The 21,455-nt window shown below is 44.9% G+C and carries 19 protein-coding genes; 8 read left to right on the plus strand and 11 right to left on the minus strand.

Translation table 11 applies throughout. The features are described from left to right. Window positions 1–218: transposase (locus tag L5L94_RS18405; protein WP_263164458.1), on the plus strand; the 218-nt coding region annotated here is incomplete at its 5' end. Between the two features lie 254 nt (window positions 219–472). Further along, a complete protein-coding gene (locus tag L5L94_RS18410) occupies window positions 473–820 on the plus strand; it encodes a thioredoxin family protein (RefSeq protein WP_263164459.1) in 348 nt (115 codons plus the stop codon). A 19-nt stretch (window positions 821–839) separates the two neighbouring features. Here the strand turns inward: L5L94_RS18410 and L5L94_RS18415 are convergent, their stop codons facing one another. The 3 genes from L5L94_RS18415 to L5L94_RS18425 form a co-directional block, all read right to left on the minus strand. Next, a complete protein-coding gene (locus L5L94_RS18415; protein WP_263164460.1) occupies window positions 840–1,355 on the minus strand; it encodes a NifB/NifX family molybdenum-iron cluster-binding protein in 516 nt (171 codons plus the stop codon). Continuing rightward, the gene (locus L5L94_RS18420; protein ID WP_012088215.1) at window positions 1,352–1,648 is read right to left on the minus strand and encodes a DUF134 domain-containing protein; all 297 of its coding nucleotides are present in this window, start codon (window positions 1,646–1,648) and stop codon (window positions 1,352–1,354) included. Before L5L94_RS18420 ends, L5L94_RS18415 begins: the two co-directional genes overlap by 4 nt. A gap of 531 nt (window positions 1,649–2,179) precedes the next feature. Beyond that, a complete protein-coding gene (locus L5L94_RS18425) occupies window positions 2,180–3,694 on the minus strand; it encodes an ATP-binding cassette domain-containing protein (RefSeq protein WP_263164560.1) in 1,515 nt (504 codons plus the stop codon). Between the two features lie 373 nt (window positions 3,695–4,067). On the opposite strand from L5L94_RS18425, the gene L5L94_RS18430 reads away from it, so the two are divergent. Further along, complete coding sequence (locus L5L94_RS18430) at window positions 4,068–4,319, plus strand: DUF2999 family protein (protein WP_006083102.1); 252 nt, start codon at window positions 4,068–4,070, stop codon at window positions 4,317–4,319. A 159-nt stretch (window positions 4,320–4,478) separates the two neighbouring features. On the opposite strand, the gene L5L94_RS18435 is transcribed toward L5L94_RS18430, so the two are convergent. Both L5L94_RS18435 and L5L94_RS18440 read right to left on the minus strand, forming a co-directional pair. Then, window positions 4,479–4,865: a carboxymuconolactone decarboxylase family protein gene (locus L5L94_RS18435; protein WP_131524148.1), complete on the minus strand. Its 387-nt coding sequence runs from the start codon at window positions 4,863–4,865 to the stop codon at window positions 4,479–4,481. A gap of 116 nt (window positions 4,866–4,981) precedes the next feature. Next, the gene (locus L5L94_RS18440; protein WP_263164462.1) at window positions 4,982–5,557 is read right to left on the minus strand and encodes a hypothetical protein; all 576 of its coding nucleotides are present in this window, start codon (window positions 5,555–5,557) and stop codon (window positions 4,982–4,984) included. 909 nt (window positions 5,558–6,466) lie between these two features. Here L5L94_RS18440 and L5L94_RS18445 point away from each other — a divergent pair. Then, complete coding sequence (locus L5L94_RS18445; protein ID WP_263164464.1) at window positions 6,467–7,363, plus strand: hypothetical protein; 897 nt, start codon at window positions 6,467–6,469, stop codon at window positions 7,361–7,363. Window positions 7,364–7,977: 614 nt separating this feature from the next. Here L5L94_RS18445 and L5L94_RS18450 read toward each other — a convergent pair. The 4 genes from L5L94_RS18450 to L5L94_RS18465 all read right to left on the minus strand — a co-directional run bounded on the left by L5L94_RS18450 (window position 7,978) and on the right by L5L94_RS18465 (window position 11,912). Next, window positions 7,978–9,279, minus strand: coding sequence for a HipA domain-containing protein (locus L5L94_RS18450; RefSeq protein WP_263164466.1), 1,302 nt, complete (start codon window positions 9,277–9,279; stop codon window positions 7,978–7,980). Between the two features lie 3 nt (window positions 9,280–9,282). Further along, a complete protein-coding gene (hipB, locus tag L5L94_RS18455; RefSeq protein ID WP_259523426.1) occupies window positions 9,283–9,519 on the minus strand; it encodes a type II toxin-antitoxin system antitoxin HipB in 237 nt (78 codons plus the stop codon). Between the two features lie 407 nt (window positions 9,520–9,926). Further along, on the minus strand, window positions 9,927–11,564 hold the full coding sequence (gene groL / locus L5L94_RS18460) for a chaperonin GroEL (protein WP_071938647.1): 1,638 nt from the start codon (window positions 11,562–11,564) through the stop codon (window positions 9,927–9,929). Between the two features lie 57 nt (window positions 11,565–11,621). After that, window positions 11,622–11,912, minus strand: coding sequence for a co-chaperone GroES (locus L5L94_RS18465; RefSeq protein ID WP_006086113.1), 291 nt, complete (start codon window positions 11,910–11,912; stop codon window positions 11,622–11,624). A gap of 224 nt (window positions 11,913–12,136) precedes the next feature. Here L5L94_RS18465 and L5L94_RS18470 point away from each other — a divergent pair, with 224 nt between their 5' ends. Then, the gene (locus tag L5L94_RS18470) at window positions 12,137–13,504 is read left to right on the plus strand and encodes an MATE family efflux transporter (protein WP_263146631.1); all 1,368 of its coding nucleotides are present in this window, start codon (window positions 12,137–12,139) and stop codon (window positions 13,502–13,504) included. A 1-nt stretch (window position 13,505) separates the two neighbouring features. Here the strand turns inward: L5L94_RS18470 and L5L94_RS18475 are convergent, their stop codons facing one another. Continuing rightward, window positions 13,506–14,495 carry a LysR family transcriptional regulator gene (locus tag L5L94_RS18475; protein WP_113940006.1) on the minus strand — a complete coding sequence of 330 codons (990 nt, stop codon included), beginning with the start codon at window positions 14,493–14,495 and terminating at the stop codon, window positions 13,506–13,508. Window positions 14,496–14,623: 128 nt separating this feature from the next. Between L5L94_RS18475 and L5L94_RS18480 the strand changes: the two genes are divergently transcribed. From L5L94_RS18480 to L5L94_RS18490, 3 genes are all read left to right on the plus strand, one after another. Beyond that, the gene (locus L5L94_RS18480; protein WP_263164469.1) at window positions 14,624–15,706 is read left to right on the plus strand and encodes an efflux RND transporter periplasmic adaptor subunit; all 1,083 of its coding nucleotides are present in this window, start codon (window positions 14,624–14,626) and stop codon (window positions 15,704–15,706) included. Window positions 15,707–15,709: 3 nt separating this feature from the next. Then, on the plus strand, window positions 15,710–18,796 hold the full coding sequence (locus tag L5L94_RS18485) for an efflux RND transporter permease subunit (protein WP_263164471.1): 3,087 nt from the start codon (window positions 15,710–15,712) through the stop codon (window positions 18,794–18,796). A 695-nt stretch (window positions 18,797–19,491) separates the two neighbouring features. After that, the gene (locus L5L94_RS18490; RefSeq protein WP_263146623.1) at window positions 19,492–20,478 is read left to right on the plus strand and encodes a DUF3187 family protein; all 987 of its coding nucleotides are present in this window, start codon (window positions 19,492–19,494) and stop codon (window positions 20,476–20,478) included. Between the two features lie 255 nt (window positions 20,479–20,733). Here the strand turns inward: L5L94_RS18490 and L5L94_RS18495 are convergent, their stop codons facing one another. After that, complete coding sequence (locus L5L94_RS18495) at window positions 20,734–21,330, minus strand: FxsA family protein (protein WP_263164473.1); 597 nt, start codon at window positions 21,328–21,330, stop codon at window positions 20,734–20,736. Window positions 21,331–21,455: the final 125 nt, after the last annotated feature.

Here is a 21,455-nt window from a genome sequence, read left to right on the forward strand (position 1 = left end):
GGGAAGGGAAATCTGTTATTCCAAGGCGCCGCTATAAGAATACACCTCAAGAAAGAGTCGATTGGTGCTTATATCGGTATCGACATTTAGTGGAGAATGCTTTTGGAAGAATTAAGCACTATCGAGCAATATCAACAAGATATGACAAGCTAGCAAGAAATTACGCCAGTATGGTGTCACTGGCGTTTATGTTAATGTGGCTGCCGATGTATTGCTGAACAACATTTGTACAGCAAAGATCAACAGACCCTAGTAGTGAAATGATAAATAATCTAAAACAATGGCGAGATAGCCTGACAGGCATACAGCAAATCGGAGTGATTGCTGCCAGTATCGGGCTTCTCATGCTTGGCTTATTCTACCTTGGTCAATTTATCGGTAGTAGCGTGGTAACAATGGGCTGGCTTTAACCCTAGAAATACGCAAACTAGCCCATGAATTCATACTCATCACAACTTCCAAATGGCAACGCATGCACACCGATATCATCACGCACATTGATTCACCTGAGATGCTTGAGTCCATGTTAACTGAGCATGCGGCGGTGCTGTTGTTATTTGGCGCGCCGGACTGCGGTGTGTGTCAAACGCTCAAACCGAGAATTGCTGAGATGTTGGCGCAAGCGTTCCCGCAGATGCGGATGGCCTATATTGATTGCCAAGCCCAAGGTGAGATAGCGGCGAGCCGCAATGTATTTGCCTTGCCTGTGGTGGAATGTGTGTTTTATGGCAAAACCTTTGGACGGTTTTCCAAGGTGTTTTCGTTAGCGGATATTCGAGGGGCGCTTGCCCGCCCCTACGCTTTAACTGTGGCGGAATAATTCAAATTAAACACTGATATTATTTATTTACCAAGGGTCTAAACCCAGCGTAATGCACTGACTTATCGAGCTTAACCTGTACTGCTGGCGTGCTTATAAGACGCGTTGAACCAGGTGCAGCTTTAGCTTTACCGCTGCAACCGCAGCCGTCACCTGTAGAATGACAACATCCACCCTTGGCTGCATGTTTGAGTGAAGCGCGACCTTGGGATGCATCCGTCAACCTAAGATTAAGATCCGCCGTTTGTGCAAGCAAAGTCGCCACTGTTTGACTCGCACTACCTTTGCTCACACTAATCCCCGCATCGAGCAACTTTCCTAACATGCGCTCACCGATATTCTGCACAAGTACAATGTCGGTACCTTGTTGAATAATCAGCTCTAATAAGGCTTTTTTGGCACTACAGTCACCTTCAATTGCCGGGTTATCGACCAGCTTGATCATCTGAAATTGTTCGTTATAAAAGCCAATTTGTAGGGCTTTCGTAAAGTGACTGGCGAGGCGTTCGCGGCTCATCGGCATGGCAATAATCATGATAAATCCTTGTCTGTTTGGGTTGGCAGCCTCAAGGCTTGACCTTGAGTGATAGCCGTCGCCACCTTTTTACGGGCATTGGCGAGAAGGTATCCAAAGGTTTGCCGAGAGATCCCCATCAAGGCCGCGGCTTCGATCTGGCTTAATCTTTTGACGTCACCCAGTTCGAGGGCCTCAAACTCATCGGCCTCTAATTGAATATGAGTTAATTTAACCGCAGGGATCCCATTAGGCTTAAATAGGCTACAGGGCACACAGCTCGATAATTGACGGCATTTTTTGGGTCTTGGCATAAATGTTTTTATCTTTAAGTCGTCTTATATGTCTTGAAATCGGGTTTTAGGTCTTAGTGCACATCTTCGGTACTACGAGTGACACTCGGGCTCATCTCGCTAAGGGAGTCCATAGTTCTGGATTCTCAAGCGTGATAACTGACTTGATGAATAAGTTCAGTGGATGAACCATAAAACTGTCACGAGTTTCCGGCCTAGGCCAGAAACTATTATTCGCGCCAACGACATTCAAAACTGTAAGACGGCTCACAGTTACCTATATCAAGCATGGCTAATTAACAGAACTGCTGTCTGACGAATGGGGGATTAAACACTAGGGCGATGCCATCATTATCGATATGTGGTGCATCTCAGTTTTCACTGGAATACGAAAATCTTTCGCGCCACAGGTATATTGCCATTGAGCGTGACTAACACACTCAATGGCTAGCGCCCTGTAAGGTCAATCTTAACCTGCATTGGAGTGCCGAGGGATAATGACAAACTCTGCAAACAAGTAAGCAGCCGTTAAGCTGCTGTGATAGGTGGCATTTACTGATTTAAACGGGTTAAATCCTCAGACTCACAGTAGTTCACCTGTACCGAATAGTCGTCATCTTGCTTGATAAAATCGACAAAGTTTTTAATCGCAGGTAAGGCATCTTCCCTATGGTGCGACACGTACAGCAATTGGCTCAGATGATGCTCGGCTATCATCTCCAGCGCCCGCATCACTAAGGTGCGATTGATAAAATCTAAGCCCTGATACGGCTCATCTAAAATCAGTAACAGTGGCTGTTTAATCAAGGCACGACCTATCAGCAATAACCGCTGCTGACCATAATCGAGCTTCTTAAAACTCGTGCTTGCCAGCCCTGTCATGTGCAGAATAGCTAACCATTCCTTCGCCAAATCTAGCTGAGGTTTAGTGGGTTTATGGTACAGGCCAATAGAGTCAAAAAAGCCCGAAAGCAGCACATCTAATGCCGAGCAACTGACGCGATATTGCAAGTGTAGCGCCGACGATACTATGCCAATCCGTTGTTTAATCTGCCAAATACTCTCGCCGCTTCCGCGAGGTCGGCCAAAGAGCGTGATGTCATTGCTATAGCATTGAGGATGGTCGCCTAAAATCAACCCCAGCAAAGTGCTTTTACCGCAGCCATTTGGGCCACGAACTTGCCAATGTTGCCCTGCCTCGATGCGCCAATTCACGCCGCTGAAAATCAGCCCACTGACATATTCCACTTTGCCATTTTTAATCTCGACCAGAGGATCAAACGCCTCGGCGTTGTGCCTTTGCCGCTCCATCAAGGCCAAGAGTTCATCGCTACGTTGCGCCGATAACGCATTCAGCTGCGCCATCACTGGATGATTGTGCCATTGCTCAATCGACATCGACGGGCTGAGTTTGTGCACACTCTGCCCCGATTTGAGCATCTCACCATTAAACAGCGCCACATGGCTGATGCACGGCGGCAATTCTTCTTGGCGAGAGGTAATGATCAGCAACTGGCTATGCTCGGCCACTTCACTCAGCAGCTCAGATAAGCTCGCCTGATGTTCAGCATCAAGCCCTGCATAAGGGTCATCTAAAATCAGCAATTGCGGTAACATTGCCAGTGCACGTGCCAGCATGACTCTGCGCGTTTCGCCCGTGGATAATTGCCGAAAACCGCGCCGACGCAGCGGCTCAAGCCCAACCTTTTGTAATAATGCTGGGAGTTGCTTGGCATCTTGGCAGCATTCCAACACTAAGGATTCGACACTCGAACCGTAATCCAGTTCGTCTTTTTCTAACTCGCGCTCCAGCAATGCTTGTTGCAACCCAAGTGACACCCAGCCGATACGTTGCGGCAAGCCAGAAATCGTTCCTTCATCGGGCAGAATATCACCCGTTAATATTCGCCCGAGCAAGGAACCACAATAACTGTCAGTCGCGAAAATCGCCCAATGTTCAGCAGGATGCAGTTGCCACTCATCGACGACTAACATCTCATTATCACGCCCGTATCGTAACTGTTTAACCACAATACTTTTGTCTTGGTTCGCGACAACATCAAGCATAACCACAGTTCCTTTCTTTTTTAAGGGATGATAAAAGCCAGCGATTACCCAATCGCATTGCTCCATGATATCTAAGGCAATCATATCTAGAGCCACAATATCTTAGAGTCATGATATCTTAGAGTCATGATATCTAGAGCCACAATATCCAATGCAACGGCTCACGATGCACGACAGTCGCTCAGGTTTTATCGGCAGATTTTGGGGAATACGTCACCAGAGTAAAGCTTATTGGGAATAAAATCTAATGCGCTTAATGGCATAGGTAAAGCGTGGCAACATCCAACGGGTACAGCATGTGTGAGGCAACCACTCTGGCAGAACTGTGATAAAATCGGCACCTGTTTAACTTTCATATCAACAAGGTAATGCAATGAATCCCATTATTGCCATCTTAAAAGAACACAACGTCAGTGACGCTAAAATTCAAGAACTGTTTCAAACATTAACCGAAAATCCATTAATGGCGATGGGTACGCTCGGTCAATTAGGCATCCCAGCCGAAAAACTACAACAACTGCTGGGGCTAGTGATGCAGAAACCGGCTTTGATCAAAGAAGCCGTGCTCGAACTCGGTTTGGATTTCTCAAAAGTAGAAGCCGCAAAAGCCCAACTGCAAAAATAAGCGCAGACTGTTCAAGTTTGTAGCCATCATGCGCTAGGGGAATGCGCGTAACTCAGTTCCCCTAGCGAATGTTAAAACCACTAAACCGCAAAGTAATTAAATCTCACAGCAACTAAACCTCCAAGCCATTGACGCTCAAAATGATTAATACCAAGTGAGCTAACTGTGTTGCGCCTGCCACTCCTCAATCGCCTCTTTTGCAGCTCGAAAAGCTTCAATCCCCGCAGGCATACCGCAGTAAACGGTGCAATGCAGTAAGACTTCTTGGATCTCTTCAACCGAGCAGCCATTGTTTAGCGCGCCCCGCACATGGCCCTTTAACTCAGTCGGCGCCTTTAATGCCGCCAGCGTCGCTATGGTAATCAAACTGCGCGTTTGCCTTGAGATGGCATCACGTACCCAAACCTCACCCCAGCAATTGGCCGTAACTAAATCTTGCAGCGGTTGCGTAAAATCCGTCGCACTATTGAGCGCCTTATCCACATAACTATCGCCCATCACAGCACGACGCACCTCAAGCCCCTTCTCGTATTGCTCATCGTTCATCGATGCATCCTTTTTCATATGTGATTAAGCTATGTGATTAAACTCTGTGATTAGACTTATTGAAACCGCCAACCAATCTGCCCTATATCCTTACCACCTATAACTGATAACCAACGTTAGATTGAGCGCACCCAAGAAACGAACTCTTCGGCGAGTCTGGGAGGGTTACAGGCCTCTGTCTGATCTGCGATCTCGTTATAGTACTCGAGCTCGTGAACTATGATGGGTACCGAACGACCGAAAACGCGACTAACGGTTAAGTTGGAATGGAGTGTAGAAGCGACAACGCATACTGCGGCAACAAATTGCTCGGTTATCTCCTGACCGAGCTCAAGGCAGCGATCAAAATCGACATCTTCCTCCGCATCACTGTACCCGAGACCTAGATCGGCCACCCAGCGAGCTAAGATATCCGCAGTCTGAGAGTCAGAATCCCCAAAGACGAGGAGTTCGTTTTGAAGCCAGAAGGCATAGTTCCATTTTGCTTCGTCAGAGCTAGAAGCATTTGGAATCGAGGCATGCCACTCATCGACTGTGTTATAGCCGACTGTCAGCGTAGGTAGACGGGGATCGTCATATTCGTTGTTGATATAGAAAGACAATGCATAGATCTGCTCCGCCTCAGAGGTTGGTATACTCGCGAGCGCTTCGGTAATAGCACTCTGAAGCGCGGTAATCATTGGGATATTCATACTGGGTTTCCTGCTCGTTTAATGCCGCATTTAGCGAATAAAAATAGTGCATTGTAATTGAGAATAAGAGCTTAACCCACTATTTTTGTTCAGCTTAAATGTCTGCCAATATATTAGTATTCAACCAATTTTCCAGTTATCTGTATGCCTTTTCATAAGCATACACTCTGCAAATTTAACAATAGATGGCTCGTTAAATTCTTTTGCTGCTCGTTTGCGGCTTAACAGCGGAAGCTGATTATTAAGCACTGTCATTCCAGTGACGCGCCACCCCTTTTATTTCACAAGAAGTATCCATGAGGCCTCGACGACGGCATCTGCTGCATACGGAAGTGCAAATGCCGCGATCACATGGTCAATGATGTTCCAGACATCATAGTGACATTTCCCATATCCCTATGGGTCAGATATGAAAGAGCGGCCATGCCGTCAACGGTCACTTACATGCCAATGCTTAATCCAACCAACTATCCAGTTATCTGTATGCCTTTTTACAAGCATACACTCTGCAAATTTAACAATGGATGGCTCGTTAAATTCAGGCTTTATGTTAATGCTATTAAAAGCCAAGTCCCATCAATCAATATGAATTGTAATCAGCGTTAAAAAAGCCAATAAATAAAGCAGAAGGATAGCCACAACGTCAAACACGTTACAAAATGTGGCTGTGCCCGCATTAGGTAATGCGACTATCATTCGTTGTGGCCGCCGAAATGGATATCAGCCCCATCGTACTGGCAAAGCTGGTGCCGCTGGATTATGTGATGAAGGATATGAATGAGGTAGTTAAGGGGAATATTTTATCAAACAAAACTTTGATCATTCAAACAAGGAGTTAACAGAGTAACATATTGATTTTAGGAGTCGATGACAGTAATGTGCTGAAATAAAAGTTGCTGGAGATAAAAAGTGAAAAAAACATCTAACAGTGAAGTAGAAGAAAATTACAGCTTTAAAAAACTTATTTATATACAGTTTGTTGAAAAAAGTGGCATTCATTTTTTTTACATAGTGCTAATTCTAGTTGGCTTGATAGTATATTTATCTAGTGCAAATTTTGCTGAAAACGTACAGGTAGTTGCTTATGTATCATTTGCGGCGACAATTTCTTCATTAATTTTGGCGGTCTTTGCCATTTTCTATGCTGTTCATTCAAATAGTGATTTAGCAAAGTCTTTTAACGATATCAAGGGAACTGCAACAACAATTAACTTATCAGCAAAGGATGTTGAATCCGCAAGTAATGCACTTTTAATAATAACTAAAGAGTTAAGTTCAAAAATTAATGATTTCTCTGATGACGTAAAAATCATTCCTCACTCAGTTAATCAGGGTTTCGATAAAATTGGTACTATTTTGAATTCTCAAAGACACTTTTCTGATAAAAACAATGAAAACGTTGCTTTGGATGAACTCAATGAAGTTGATTTAAAAGAAGTTATTGTAAAAGGGGCAATATTGCCATGTAACGTTACTTTATTAGTAATGTATTTAAGCTTCAAGGCTGGGGTGATTTTAAACCAAGAGAATTTAAAATCCCTGAGACTTGCTATATCGTTAGATTTCGCTTATATGGCATATTGTGCTCTTAAGCACTTTGGCTTTTTCGAGGTAGAAAACTTAACAAGAAAAGAGATAAAGGTAGAAGCTTTCGATGAAGATTATTTCAACTTAATACTAAAGCAAGTGATCTCCGAGATAAAAGAATTTACTGATAAAGATGATACTCACATTATTAAAGAACGTTTACTTTTTAGTTTTTCATACTTTAATGTTGATATACCAGATGAATTGAAATCTTTATAATAAGTACCCGTTAACGGGTACGCTTTTCTCCCGCCTAAAATCCCCGTATACCTATAAACCGCAAGCCCGCAAACGCTGTGAAGCGTGGGCACTTTAACCCGCCGTGAGGCGCTCAATTCTGCCGTGAGGCAATGCATCCCAAGGGGAATAACATGCTTAAAAAATACCTGCGACAAAGATGGGGCAGGCATAACTCTTTTGGATCTAACAACAGACACCGAGACTACAGAAGTTCACCCTCCCCTGCGAAGTTGCCGCGGGGCGTTGAAGACTCTTTATTGAAAGAATGGCGTGTGACGCAGACAGGACGTCTGCGTAGCTTTCGGGGTACAGGATGTACCATCGGAAGCGTTAGCGATTTTCGAATAAGCACGAAGCTACTAACCAATGCATGTAACTTCGCTAGGGACGCCGGGGGATTTCCAAAAGGGGAACAGGCGCTTTTCCCCTTTTGGTCGGGTGTGGGGTGAAGCCCCACGACTTTGATTTTGCTTTTAAAAGCAATCAAGAATTATGGGATATGCCCAACTCTATAGATTAACAAATAAAGCGAAGGTGACAGGAGTGCCCCCTTCCCTACGAAATTACCGCTGGGTGATAAGATATAGCTAGAGCTACACTTCCACATCCCTGACCTCGTCAGCAAAACTAAGGTAACGCTCACATCTCGCCAGTAACTGCGCTTTGTAATGAGCCACAAATGATGTTTCACTCTCATCGAGGGCCGGGAGCATTGAAACCACCTCAGCTATTGCCTGCGGTATTCTTCGCGCTATTGTCGTTAAGTTACTGATTAATAAATTTCTTGGTAAACCTAAGCCATCAATAAATGCGGCCAATTGATACGCGTAAATGCTGTTTGGATCAAATTCGTCATCGATTGCCATCGCAAGCTGTTGTTCAAAATCCTCATACATAGCCACGCTGACCAAATCGTACCAAGGAGTTGGCTCCATTCCGCTTGGCGTCATAAAAAATGAGTAGTTTTTACCGTGTGCATCAGCATTACCGGTCAGTAAATTGAATAGCGCCCATTGCAACATATCCTGTTTAGCGGCCACTGGATTACGGCATTTTGCTGCGAGACTAAAGAGCCTGTTAAAACTTACCCCTTCACGGATATCTTTAACATCACGCCCTGAACCAAAATTACGTTCATATTTTTTGCTAACACTAAAACCAAGTGCTTGGCAGCTATCGACAATATGCCTTCTTAATACCCTTTGCTCATTTGGCATATAACGTCTGTCAAAGCGTTCGACACAGAGTACTTTGTAATCTCCAAAATGAACGATATCAACATTAGCAACATTCATTCCAATCGCCTTAGCTAGGCGCATCGTCATAAATTCATTGAGCACTAAATGGCGATATTTTTCGAATTTAACAATATGGGTTGATGAAAGCGCGCCTTCGGCAAATGCAAATTCTTCACCGTTATAAAACAGGTTTAATTTAGGTTGTACACCCGCTACCGACAGTCGAGGTTTGCCGTCCCAAATTTCCATCGGCCACATTGTGGGATCTTCAATTCGCTGAATAACTTCTTCAGCCTTAATTGGCCGTAATTGTGTTTCAGGCAGCAAAGTCCCTTTAGGAACAAATGCAACAGCACCTGCGGTATCGAGGCCAATTGCACGGATCAAGGCAAAGGTATTTCCCTTGGAGACGCCAAGCGATTCAATTAGATAATCTAATCCTTTGTTTTCCGGTAATAAGTTAACCAAAAACATCGATATCTGACTGCTACTTCCTGTGCCATCTAAGGGAATTGTTGGGGATAGTGGGAATCCACTTTGTTGCCAGTCTTTGGTGTAATGTACGGCAAAGGTGTCGGTCGTCGTATCAAAGGATAATTCCCCGATAATTAAATCACCGAGGTGCATCTCTAACGTGAGCTTTTTGGAAGTACTCATAGGTTAATACCAGCCGTTAGTTTCGGTGTCGCTGGTTTGAACCGAAACGATATCAATCCCCAGACCATCAAGAATTTTGAATACGGTTGAGATATAAACATCCTCACCTTTTTCAACTCGGATCAGCGTTTTTTTGGTTACGCCGCACAGCATGGCTGCCACGTCTTGAGTAAGAGCAGCACTTTTCCTTCGCTCTTTAATTAACAAGCCGAGGGATTGTTGATTTAGCGGTGATACCATCATCATCTCCAAAAGTGTAACTTCATACACCTTAGCCCTAAAACTAGCCCCATTCAATATAAAAGTGTACAGAACTACACTTTTGGATTGTTGAAAATGACAAGTCAACCAAAAGTGTACAATGTTACACCTTTATAGCCATTTCAGTGCTTAAATCCCAAAAAGTGTAGGTAAGTACACCTCATACTCCCAAGTCACCAGACCAAAAACAAAACCCCGACTCAGTTACCCGAGTCGGGGTTTTCATTTTTCTCTTACAACAATTTAGGTTTAAGCGATTAAGCTAAAGACCGTAGACGTTTTTGCGCAGGATAAAACGTTCAGTACAAGGCGCTGTGAGCGTAGCATACGTTGTGTGTATGTGAGCGAGCAGCAACGCCGTAATCAACGTTTTAGACCAGCAAAAATTACATCATGCCGCCCATTCCGCCCATCCCACCCATACCGCCCATATCTTGGCCAGCATTTTGTGGGATCTCAGCAACCATAGCTTCTGTAGTGATCATCAGACCTGCGATTGACGCAGCGAATTGCAATGCACAACGGGTCACTTTAGTTGGGTCAAGGATACCCATTTCTAACATATCACCGTAAGTATCATTACCGGCGTTGTAACCGAAGTTACCGCTGCCGTTCTTCACTGTGTTAGCAACAACTGACGCTTCTTCACCCGCGTTAGTGGCGATTTGACGTAGTGGCGCTTCCATTGCACGCAGTGCGATAACCACACCGTGTTTTTGATCTTCGTTTAATACTTCTACTTCAGCGATCTTAGAAGCTACGCGAACCAGAGCAACACCGCCGCCAGGAACCACGCCTTCTTCTACCGCAGCGCGAGTTGCATGCAGAGCATCTTCAACGCGGGCTTTTTTCTCTTTCATTTCAACTTCAGTCGCTGCGCCAACTTTGATTACTGCTACGCCGCCAGCTAGTTTAGCCATACGCTCTTGCAGTTTTTCTTTGTCGTAGTCAGAAGTTGATTCTTCAACTTGTTGTTTGATTTGGCTTACACGAGCAGCAATTTGTGTTTGCTCACCGTTACCATCGATTATGGTAGTGTTGTCTTTAGTGATCACAACACGCTTAGCTGTACCTAAATCTTCCAGGGTTGCTTTTTCAAGCTCTAGGCCGATTTCTTCAGCAATAACAGTACCGCCAGTCAGGATTGCTACGTCTTGCAGCATTGCCTTACGACGATCGCCAAAGCCAGGTGCTTTAACGGCAGCCACTTTCACGATACCGCGCATGTTGTTCACAACTAATGTTGCTAATGCTTCGCCTTCAACGTCTTCAGCAACGATAAGTAATGGCTTACCGGTTTTTGCCAGACCTTCAAGGATAGGTAACAGTTCGCGAATGTTAGAGATTTTTTTGTCTACTAACAGTACGAATGGGTGATCTAATTCAACACTGCCCGTTTCTGGCTTGTTGATGAAGTATGGAGATAGGTAGCCACGGTCAAACTGCATACCTTCTACTACGTCCAATTCGTTTTCTAACGCTTGGCCTTCTTCAACTGTGATCACGCCTTCTTTGCCAACTTTTTCCATCGCAGTTGCGATGATTTCGCCGATAGATTCGTCAGAGTTTGCAGAGATAGTCGCAACTTGCGCAATCGCTTTTGAATCTGCACAAGGTTGTGATAAGGCTTTTAATTCAGCCACAGCAGCGATAACGGCTTTGTCGATACCGCGCTTCAGATCCATTGGGTTCATACCGGCTGCAACGGCTTTTAAGCCTTCAACTACAATGGCTTGAGCCAGTACAGTTGCAGTAGTAGTACCATCACCGGCGGCATCGTTGGCTTTAGAAGCAACTTCTTTAACCATTTGCGCGCCCATGTTTTCGAATTTATCTTCTAACTCGATTTCTTTGGCAACAGAAACACCGTCTTTAGTGATCAGTGGTGAGCCGAAGCTCTTGTCTAATACCACGTTACGGCCTTTAGGGCCTAAGGTCACTTTAACTGCGTTTGCGAGAATGTTTACGCCAGCCAGCATTCTTACGCGAGCGTCATTACCAAATACAACTTCTTTAGCTGCCATCTTGATTATCCTTTAAATTTTTAATGATTAATTGGAATGTCGAATTGATGCTGAGGATTAACCCACTACTGCCATCAGGTCAGCTTCCGACAGGATCAAGACTTCTTGACCGTCGATTTTTTCTTTCTTAACGCCGTAACCTTCGTTGAAGATCACCACGTCACCCACTTTGACATCCAGTGGCTTAACTGTGCCATTTTCTAAAATACGGCCATTGCCCACAGCAAGGATTTCACCGCGAGTTGATTTTTCAGCGGCGCTACCGGTCAGTACTATGCCACCCGCTGATGTAGATTCAACTTCTAGACGCTTAACGATTACGCGGTCATGTAATGGACGAATATTCATCTATGAACTCTCCTAATGATTTGATGCCCTACAATCGAGCCTATTTGTGATTAAAAAAACAGACACCTTAGTCTGCTCTTTTGCTGTCTGAGATATGGGGCTGACAGTGTCGAGATCCAAGGGCATTTACAAAAAAAACTTCAATTTTTTGATGTCGGTTTTTTCAAGTCCGCACAATCCTGCTAGAATCTCGCCTCCGCTCGCTAACAAGGCACTATTTTTCCATGAAAGACAGACACGGGCTGCTCACCGCGCCAATTGGTCGTGTACTGCTCAACATGAGCCTCCCCAACTTAATTGGCATTATGACCATTCTAGGTTTCAGCCTCGCTGACACTTTTTTTATCAGCCAATTGGGCACCGAAGCCTTAGCCGCCATCAGTTTTACCTTCCCGGTGACCTTAGTGATCTCTAGCATCGCCATTGGTATTGGCGCTGGAGTCTCGACCAATTTAGGTCGACTTATCGGTTCGGGTAATGCCCACAAGGCCAAAGTGTTCTTGCATGATGCCTTATTGCTCACCTTTGTCTTGATCGCCAGTTTAGCCGCACTGGGTAGCATTTTTATCGAGCCACTGTTTCGCTTACTCGGGGCAAACGATGACAGCTTGCCACTGATCCACGACTATATGATTTACTGGTATGTCAGCGCACCGCTGCTGGTATTGTTGATGGTAGGCAATCAAGGCTTACGTTCCACTGGCGATACTCGCTCGCCGGCGATGATCATGGCACTGGCGGCAATCATCAATCTTATCCTCGATCCGTTACTGATTTTTGGTATTGGGCCATTTCCACGTTTAGAAATCCAAGGCGCCGCAATTGCAACCCTGTTCGCTTGGTTGATTGCCTTATCTTTGTCGGGATATTTGTTGATTGTCAGGCGCAAAATGCTCGAATGGGCCGCCTTTGACATAGACAGAATGCGCGCGAACTGGAGCAAACTAGCCCATATAGCACAACCCGCCGCCTTGATGAATTTAATCAATCCACTAGCCAATGCCATTATTATGGCCATGTTGGCGCATATCGATCACAGCGCCGTAGCAGCCTTTGGTGCCGGTACTCGGTTAGAGTCAGTGCTATTAATAGTGGTGATGGCACTGTCGTCGAGTTTAATGCCCTTTATTGCGCAAAACTTAGGGGCAGGACAGCCACACAGAGCGAAAGAAGCCCTGCTGTTATCGATAAAATTTATCTTTATTTTCCAAACCTTACTCTATATCCCCCTGATCTTTTTAGCCGAGCCTATCGCGCATTTATTCAGTACCGATCCGCAGGTTATCGAATGGCTGAGTTTTTATATCTTAGTGCTGCCCTGTGCCTACGGGCCTTTGGGTATAGTGATTATTGTCGCGACCTCGCTCAATGCCTACCACAGGCCTATGAGTTCATTAGTCATCAATCTGTGCCGCTTAGTGCTGCTCATGCTGCCGCTAGCAGCCTTGGGATCGTATATAGGTGACGTTAAAGGCCTGCTGCTCGCGTTACCTGTGACCAATATTTTGATGGGAATTGCCTGTTATTGGCTGGCGCAGCGGATCTGTGAGCCCACAAAGATCACGACCGCAAACGCCATTAGCGAGGGGTAAACTAGCTTGATTTTTTAACGGGAAAGCGCAACACATCGTCTGAAAACGCTCCCGTAGAGGCTTTGCAGGATCGACGTGGGCCTTGCTCACTCATGTTGATCGGCACGCCATTTGGCACTAACTCTTGCATGATATAGTCGATAAAGCGTCGACAGGCTAAACTCACGTAACGTCTTGATGGATAAGCTAAGAAACACTCGCCTTGGTGAGGCTGGATTTCAGGTAGCAAAGTCACTAACTCACCGCTTTGTACATATTCATCCACGACTTCAGCAGGCGCATACACTATGCCGCGTCCTTGCAATCCAAACTCAACCGCCACTTCAATACTGTTGGAGCAGAAATTACCTCTGACTCTCACCTCTTGTTCTGAACCGATAAATAACTCATTAAAGATTTTGCCGTTGGATAAACGGAACATAGACACATTATGTGCTTCAATCTCTTTCGGTGTTTTAGGTGTACCGTGTGCCGCTAAATATTGAGGGCTCGCGTAAAAACGTAAGTCAGTAGTAAAAATCGGCCGCACTACTAAATCTAAGGTATCCAACGCAGGCTCGACCACAAAGGCCACATCGAGATTATGTTTCACCATATCAACGGATTCTGAACTGCTGATGACTTCTAAGGTGAGTTTAGGGTGCATATCCATAAAGCGGAAAATGGCCTGCATCAAGATTTTCATGCTGTGGATGGGGAACATTTGAATGCGCAAATGCCCGCTGATCTCAGCATCGTCATTGGTCATTTCGAATAGGGTTTCGTCGAGCTGAGCCAAAATATTCTGCGAGCGCTGGTAAAAATGACTGCCCGCAGAAGTGAGCGTCATAGAGCGGCTCTGACGGTGGAACAATTTAATGTTCAGCTCATCTTCCAAGGCTTGCAAACGCCGACTCACAGTCGATTTAGGTAAGTTAAGTAAATCCGCCGCTTCAATCAAACTACCGGTTTCAGCAATTCGGTGGAATAACGCTAAGTCCTCTGTCTTCATTTTGACCTTAAGTTCAATCTCATTATGTGGGACTGATAATCCCAAAGTATCCCGTTTATTGCAACTAATTTAGCTGGTATCTTCGCGCCCAGAAATGCTGACAATTTGTTAACTAGGAAATCTCCACCATGAAATCATATCGACTCTTGCCGCTGACAATGCTGCTTCCAGCCCTGATCAGTGGTTGTTCGCCTGCGGAAAGTTCAGTGCAAGTGGCAACAATTCGTCCAGTTAAACTGTTTGAAGTACTCAATGTAGAAGACGGAGATTTCAGAACATTTCCAGCCCGCGTTGCCGCCAATAGTCGCGCAGAATTATCGTTCCGCATTTCAGGACAATTAACAGAATTGGCATTAGTTGAAGGGCAAAGAGTCACTCAAGGTAGCTTACTCGCAAAACTTGATGACAGGGACGCCCACAATAATTTAATGACCCGCGAGGCGGAGCATGAACTATTAGCCGCTGACTTTAAACGTAAAGTCGAGCTACTCAATCGCAAGCTGATTTCACAATCTGAGTTTGATAGCACTCAAGCGCAGCTCAAATCGGCCACCGCCGCCTTAGCCGCTGCACGCGATCAACTGAGTTACACCCGTTTAACGGCGCCTTTTAGCGGTACGGTCGCCAAACGTTTAGTGGATAACCACCAAATAGTGCAAGCAAATCAAGGTGTATTAACATTACAAAACAATAACTTGCTCGATATTATCATTCAAGTTCCCGAGTCGATGGCGGCGGGTTTGAAGCAATATACCGATCAAGCTCACTTTACAGCTAAGGTGCGTTTTAGTGCCTTCCCTGAGCAAAGTTTCGATGCCAAATTTAAAGAATATTCGACTCAAGTCACGCCGGGCACCCAAGCCTATGAAGTGGTATTTTCGTTACCTCAACCTCAAGATATTCAGCTACTTCCAGGAATGAGTGCCGAGTTGACCTTAGCCTTAGTCAAAGATCCTAGTGCCCTCGCGTCAACGGTAGTGCCAGTGACCGCTATCGATAAGCGCGACCAAGATGGCCAAGTGCAAGTGTGGATTTATCAAGCGCAATCGGGTGAAGTAAAACCGACGATGGTGACGCTAGGACGCGTGAGTAATCAAGGTGTTGAGATTTTAACGGGCGTCAACAAGGGCGATCTCATCGTCAGCGCTGGAGTGTCTCAATTATCCGATGGCATGAAAGTCAAACCACTACGCTGGCAGCGTGGGGTGTAATTGATGAACATTGCAGAGTATTCGATACGCCACAAAGTCATCAGTTGGATGTTTGTGTTGCTACTACTCGTGGGTGGTAGCGTCAGTTTTACCGGTTTGGGGCAACTAGAATTCCCCGAATTTACCATTAAAGAAGCTTTAGTGATCACGGCTTATCCCGGTGCATCACCTGAGCAAGTTGAAGAAGAAGTGACATTACCGCTCGAAGATGCCCTGCAGCAACTCGACGCCATTAAGCATGTGACTTCAATTAATAGTGCGGGTTTATCACAAATCCAAATCGAGATTAAAGAAAGCTACGATAAAACCAGCCTACCGCAGGTATGGGATGAAGTGCGTCGTAAAGTCAATGATGCTGCGGGAAACTTGCCGCCGGGCACAGCAACGCCACAGGTGATGGACGACTTTGGCGATGTGTATGGCATTTTATTTAACCTTTCGGGACCTGATTACAGCAACCGCGAGTTGAGCAATTACGCCGACTATCTGCGCCGCGAGCTAGTGCTAGTACCTGGAGTGAAAAAGGTTTCTGTTGCTGGCAACGTCACTGAGCAAGTCGTGATTGAAATCTCCCAGCAAAAGCTGTCGGCACTGGGGTTAGATCAGAGCTATATCTATGGCTTAGTGAACAATCAAAACGTCGTCTCTAACGCGGGCAGCTTAGTGATTGGCGATAACCGTATCCGCATTCATCCCACGGGCGAATTTAGCAATGTGCAGGATCTCGCGCGTTTGATCGTCAGCCCTCCGGGTAGCTCTGAGCTGATTTACCTTGGCGACATTGCCAATATTGAAAGGGATTATGACGAAACCCCTAACGTGCTTTATCACAATAAAGGCGAAGCAGCGTTATCGCTGGGGATTTCTTTCTCTAGTGGTGTGAATGTAGTCGAAATCGGGCAAAAGGTCAGTGACCGTTTAGCCGAGCTTGAATCGCAACGCCCAATCGGCATGAATTTAGCGACGGTTTATAATCAAAGCCAGGCGGTAGATGAGACAGTTAACGGCTTCTTAATCAACCTAATGGAATCCATTGCCATAGTGATCGCCGTGCTTCTGCTGTTTATGGGATTGCGCTCAGGCCTGTTGATGGGCCTGATCTTACTGCTGACGATTCTAGGTACTTTTATCGTGATGAAAGTGCTCGGGATTGAGCTACAGCTCATCTCCCTCGGCGCACTCATTATTGCCCTTGGTATGTTGGTCGATAACGCCATTGTCGTTACTGAAGGCATTTTAATTGGTATCCGTCGCGGTAAGACCCGTTTGGAAGCGGCCAAACAGATAGTGTCCCAAACCCAGTGGCCGTTATTGGGCGCGACTGTGATTGCCATTATTGCCTTTGCCCCCATTGGCTTATCGCAAAATGCCGCCGGTGAGTTCTGCCGTTCTTTATTCCAAGTGTTGATGATTTCACTGTTTATCAGCTGGATCACCGCCATCACACTCACGCCGTTTTTCTGTCATCTGTTATTTAAAGATGCGCCGAGCGATGAAGAAGCCCAAGACCCCTACAAGGGCTGGTTCTTCAGCTTATATCGCACAAGCTTAATTGTAGCGCTGCGCTTTAGACTGGTGAGCATACTGCTGGTTATCACTATGCTTTTCAGCGCTGTGGTGGGCTTTGGTCATATCAAGAATGTGTTCTTTCCTGCTTCTAACACGCCGATTTTCTTTGTGGATATCTGGATGCTAGAGGGGACTGACATCAAGGCGACCGAGCGTTTTACCGCTGATATCGAGAAGTTAATGCTTACGCTGAACGAGCAAAAAGACGTTGGGCTAAAACACTTAACAACCGTTATTGGCCAAGGTTCGCAGCGCTTCGTACTGCCCTATCAGCCAGAAAAAGGCTATCCCGCCTTTGCCCAGTTGATTGTAGAAATGCAGGATTTAGACGCAGTTAAAGCCTATATGCCAGAATTAGAAACCTTGTTAAATCAACGTTTCCCACAGGCACAATATCGTTTAAAAAACATGGAGAACGGCCCTTCGCCCGCCGCCAAAATTGAGGCACGCTTTTACGGTGATAACCCAGAAGTGCTGCGCGCTTTAGGTGCTCAAGCCGAGGCGATTTTCCACGCCGAACCAAGCATGGATGGCATACGTCACAACTGGCGTAATCAGGTGCCCCTGATCCGTCCGCAACTGGAAAATGCCCAAGCGCGCGAAACAGGGATCAGTAAGCAAGATCTCGACAATGCCCTATTGGTTAACTTTAGCGGTAAGCAAATTGGTTTATACCGAGAAACCAGCCACTTGCTGCCCATCGTCGCCAGAGCGCCCGCCGAAGAACGTTTGCAGGCCGACAGCCTATGGAAGCTGCAAATTTGGAGCAGCGAACACAATACCTTTGTGCCCGCCACCCAAGTAGTCAGTAGCTTCAACACTGAGTGGGAAAATCCGCTGGTGATGCGCCGCGATCGCATGCGCATGCTCGCAGTAATGGCCGATCCTAAGCTTGGTAGCAATGAAACTGCCGATTCTGTACTGCGCAAAATCAAAGACCATGTCGAAGCGATCAGCTTGCCCGCGGGTTACCGCTTGGAATGGGGCGGTGAATTTGAAACCGCAGGTGAAGCACAAGCGTCGGTATTTAGCTCAATTCCCTTAGGTTATCTGGCGATGTTTTTGATTACCGTATTCTTGTTCAACTCAGTGCGTCAGCCCTTAGTGATCTGGTTTACTGTGCCACTGGCATTGATTGGGGTTTCAGCGGGACTCTTGTTGTTCGATGCGCCCTTCAGCTTTATGGCACTACTCGGATTACTGAGTTTGTCGGGCATGGTGATTAAAAACGGTATTGTCTTGGTCGATCAGATCAACCTCGAGCTCAGTGAAGGTAAACCAGCCTATTTTGCCTTAATCGACTCCTGTGTCAGCCGTGTTCGTCCAGTGATGATGGCCGCGATAACCACTATGCTCGGGATGATACCGCTGATCCCCGACGCGTTTTTCGGTTCTATGGCGATTACAATTATTTTCGGTCTAGGCTTCGCTTCTCTGCTGACGCTCATCGTACTGCCAGTGATGTACAGCCTAGTATTCAATATCAAAGCGACGGCAACAGGAGGTCAATCACCCAGCTAACCTGCTCCGCATTTTATCCAAAAACGCTTCCCGGCGCGGCCGGTCAGTCATTCGTGGCTGGCTGGCCATTTCATTTTTGATCTATTACGGTTTGAGGGACAATTTAAACAAGCACATCCATTAGATAAACAAGTTTGGCAAACTGAGATTGGTCTTTAATTACGATAACTAATATGACTGATAAATAAATATATTAATTAAAAAACATGAACTATCAGTTCCATATTTTCACCGCTAATACGGGACAATTACCTGTTACACACATTTACACGAGTAAATAGCAGCGGTATATTTAGTGCTGATTATTCATTTACAATGCCATCTGAAATACCACTACCTATAACTAACAACATAAACAATGTTATTACTTTGTTAGCATAATAATTTATGTTTGAGAAACATCATGAAATTACGCTTTGATAGCGTCCAGACAATGAGTAAACAGACAATATTACTGGCAGTTATTAGCACTTTACTAATACTCACTACAATCCCGTTTATCTGTAGGTCATTCTGGCTCGCACTTGTACTATTATGGTATGTTTTTTGTAGTTTTTAATTCTAAAATTAATTAGAAATCTGTCTAATCAAAAACTTTATTGCTTCAAACAGAAAATTTTCAGTCATTTATACATAACATCAGCCTCACTACAAAACATTGCTTTTAATAGAGATTAGATAAAAAAGAGTTTTCGATGAAATATGCAAAGAAAATTTTATTTGTGACTATTAGAGCACATCTAATTTATACGGTAATATTTTTACCGAGTACTTTCGCAGAAAATATCAATTATAGTCATTATGGGCCACTTCGTGTGCATGCCCAATCACCTACACATGCGGGTAGCTTAACGCCTCTACTTCGTTCAGGATTTGCACTGCCTGAAGGGAAAAAAGAAATATACGGATCTGCAACAGTAGCAAGTGTATGGGCTGAAACTGACGATTACTATGCTGACTATTATCATAATTCTCTTAATGGCGGAATAAAGTGGCAACTCACTGAAAAATGGATGTTTGATACTAATTATAAGTGGAGTTTTAGTGGGGATAACCATCTTGACTCGGTCACTATCTGGTTTCATGATGCATTTGGTGTGGGTCAAAATGGCCGCGACAATACAATCAAAGACAAAAACCAAATATTTTCAAAGAATGGTATCAATCAACCTGATCTTTCTGGCGATACGCTAACGAATGCCCTAAATTTCTATTTAGAATATCAATTACTTAGTGAGGATAATTATGGTCTATCACTAGGTGGCAGCTTATATTACAACCATGTTAATTCTGGCCCATTTGTAGATAACCGTTTTGAACAAGCATTACAGCTGAATTATAGCTATACATCTGGAATGCATCATTTTTACTCCACAACAGGTATAAGCTTTAGACAAAATGATGAAAGTCTATCTGGAATAGACTATAAAGATCATGCAGTAATGTTATCTTTAGGTTATGAGTATTTAATAGGACGTCATGGTTGGCTTATTGAATTACATCATTATGAAGGTTTACTCAAAACAGATAATGACTTTTCAAAACCTTCTCACGAAGTATTTCTAGGCTATAGGTATTATCTGAATAACAGTGCAATTGAATTCACTATCGTCGAAAACCTACTCAACATGGACAACAGCACTGATATTGCTTTTTCTCTTGGATACAGAGTCATGATTTAAAAATACCTTACTTTATCGCATGAATGCGATCCAAAAGCTTTTATCTAATATCATGTTAACTCTTATACCTGAGTGGGCGGGTTATTAGGATTGGAGTTTTTTAAGAGTGAAATGGCTATTACGGGGGAGGTGAACCAGCGGCACAGGTCAGATTGATAGGGATATTAGGGAGAAAACTCAAGCGAATAAACGCGATAATCAACTGAGTTAATCCAATAACAAACTAACGCAACAAGCGACTAAGACAATACAAGACTAAGGCTTAAGATCTTTATCCTGTTCTTTGTCCTGCGCTTTATCAGAGAGTTGATGGCTAGCGGGTTTGATATCACTTGGATCGACTTTATGTTCAAAGTCTCCCTCAAACACATTACCGTCTTTTTTCACACTATCATCAAATGGCGCTTGGCCAAATGGGTCCTGTGGTTTAGGCCCAAAGGGACCTTGGCCTGCTTGAAAGCCACCGTGCATTGTGCCCTGTAAACCGGCAACAACCCGTAACTGCATGCGTTTGAACAACAAGGCAGCAATGGGGCGACGGGTTAATGGCGTCAAGAATAATAGGCCAATAGCATCGGTCACAAAACCGGGAATCACGAGCAAGATGCCCGCCATAGCTAACATCATACCTTCAACGATTTCTTGCCCCGGTGCTTCACCGCGAGCGAGTTTTTGTTGTACTTGCATTAAGGTGTTTAAGCCTTGGCTGCGAACCAGAGAGACCCCGAGCACGGCGGTAAACAGCACTAAACCTATGGTAGTCCAAGTGCCAAGCACTTCACCCACACGGATCAGCACCGACAGCTCTATTACTGGGATCGGCACAAAGAGTAAAAAAATAATGAAAAACATACCGACCTCAGGTTTATCTGACTATCTCTGTAAACTAAATGGGGGTTATCCGGTCTTAATTCAAGTCAGGATAACCATTAGGACCAAGTAAGGGAGCAAAACACTGATATTTAGCTCACCCTTTT

The organism is Shewanella sp. SM21 (genome assembly GCF_025654335.1).
In the GTDB taxonomy this organism is placed as follows: Bacteria; Pseudomonadota; Gammaproteobacteria; order Enterobacterales; family Shewanellaceae; genus Shewanella; species Shewanella oncorhynchi.

Bases quoted from the DNA above. Each gene is read 5' to 3' on its own strand.
- L5L94_RS18410 (WP_263164459.1), top strand. From the start codon at position 473: ATGCACACCGATATCATCACGCACATTGATTCACCTGAGATGCTTGAG.
- L5L94_RS18415 (WP_263164460.1), bottom strand. From the start codon at position 1,355: ATGATTATTGCCATGCCGATGAGCCGCGAACGCCTCGCCAGTCACTTT.
- L5L94_RS18420 (WP_012088215.1), bottom strand. From the start codon at position 1,648: ATGCCAAGACCCAAAAAATGCCGTCAATTATCGAGCTGTGTGCCCTGT.
- L5L94_RS18425 (WP_263164560.1), bottom strand. From the start codon at position 3,694: ATGCTTGATGTTGTCGCGAACCAAGACAAAAGTATTGTGGTTAAACAG.
- L5L94_RS18430 (WP_006083102.1), top strand. From the start codon at position 4,068: ATGAATCCCATTATTGCCATCTTAAAAGAACACAACGTCAGTGACGCT.
- L5L94_RS18435 (WP_131524148.1), bottom strand. From the start codon at position 4,865: ATGAACGATGAGCAATACGAGAAGGGGCTTGAGGTGCGTCGTGCTGTG.
- L5L94_RS18440 (WP_263164462.1), bottom strand. From the start codon at position 5,557: ATGAATATCCCAATGATTACCGCGCTTCAGAGTGCTATTACCGAAGCG.
- L5L94_RS18450 (WP_263164466.1), bottom strand. From the start codon at position 9,279: ATGAGTACTTCCAAAAAGCTCACGTTAGAGATGCACCTCGGTGATTTA.
- hipB (WP_259523426.1), bottom strand. From the start codon at position 9,519: ATGGTATCACCGCTAAATCAACAATCCCTCGGCTTGTTAATTAAAGAG.
- groL (WP_071938647.1), bottom strand. From the start codon at position 11,564: ATGGCAGCTAAAGAAGTTGTATTTGGTAATGACGCTCGCGTAAGAATG.
- L5L94_RS18465 (WP_006086113.1), bottom strand. From the start codon at position 11,912: ATGAATATTCGTCCATTACATGACCGCGTAATCGTTAAGCGTCTAGAA.
- L5L94_RS18470 (WP_263146631.1), top strand. From the start codon at position 12,137: ATGAAAGACAGACACGGGCTGCTCACCGCGCCAATTGGTCGTGTACTG.
- L5L94_RS18475 (WP_113940006.1), bottom strand. From the start codon at position 14,495: ATGAAGACAGAGGACTTAGCGTTATTCCACCGAATTGCTGAAACCGGT.
- L5L94_RS18480 (WP_263164469.1), top strand. From the start codon at position 14,624: ATGAAATCATATCGACTCTTGCCGCTGACAATGCTGCTTCCAGCCCTG.
- L5L94_RS18485 (WP_263164471.1), top strand. From the start codon at position 15,710: ATGAACATTGCAGAGTATTCGATACGCCACAAAGTCATCAGTTGGATG.
- L5L94_RS18490 (WP_263146623.1), top strand. From the start codon at position 19,492: ATGAAATATGCAAAGAAAATTTTATTTGTGACTATTAGAGCACATCTA.
- L5L94_RS18495 (WP_263164473.1), bottom strand. From the start codon at position 21,330: ATGTTTTTCATTATTTTTTTACTCTTTGTGCCGATCCCAGTAATAGAG.